1 protein-coding gene is annotated in these 763 nt (G+C 27.7%); it reads left to right on the top strand.

All coding sequences use genetic code 11. The features are described from left to right. Positions 1-593 (top strand): aminotransferase class I/II-fold pyridoxal phosphate-dependent enzyme (locus HMPREF2937_RS07865; protein WP_142351415.1); only part of this gene is annotated, 593 nt, incomplete at its 5' end. Positions 594-763: the final 170 nt, after the last annotated feature.

Genomic DNA, 763 nt, shown 5'->3' with positions numbered 1-763 from the left:
AATTATACTATAAATTCAACTTTGCAACAGAACCTTCTGATTTATGGTTTGATGAAAAAAGACCGATGCCCATGAAATCTTTGAAAAATAGTGACAATGTTTTATATTTAGGAAGTTTATCTAAAACGGTAAGTCCTGGTCTGCGTATTGGATGGATAGTAGCAGATAAAAATGTAATTAATCACTTATCTGATTTAAAAATGCAGAATGACTATGGTGCTAGTTCTATATCACAATATATTGCCACAAAATGGCTAAATACTTATCATGAAAAACATATATCTGAATTAAAATTAGAATTAAAAAAACGTAAAGATATATTTATAGACGCCCTAAAAACTCATTTATCTATGTATGGTAGTTGGAATGACCCTAGTGGATCATTTTATATTTGGTTTGAGTTCTCTATATCAATAAACGTAAAAAAATTGTTTAATGAATCTATAAAAGAAAATATACTTATACAACCTGGAGAAATATATGATTCTAACTACAAAAACTACATTCGATTTTCTTACTCATACATTGATGAGAATGATATTAATAGAAGTTTAAAAAAATTAAGTAATATTATTAAAAAAATTAGAAATTGATTCCTAAGAACTTTCTTTACTTTGCATTCCTCTACTAACCAGTGTTATAATTTGATTAACAAATAGTGTACTAACATGATAAACACCGAGCCCGATAACTACTGCGAATAGTTATCGGGCTCTTTTGGTGTATTAGCGGTTCTGTTGCAAAGTTGAATTTATAGTATAAT

The sequence above is a fragment of the Staphylococcus sp. HMSC061G12 genome (assembly GCF_001838465.1).
In the GTDB taxonomy this organism is placed as follows: Bacteria; Bacillota; Bacilli; order Staphylococcales; family Staphylococcaceae; genus Staphylococcus; species Staphylococcus simulans.
This window is presented reverse-complemented; position numbering and strand designations above follow the sequence as displayed.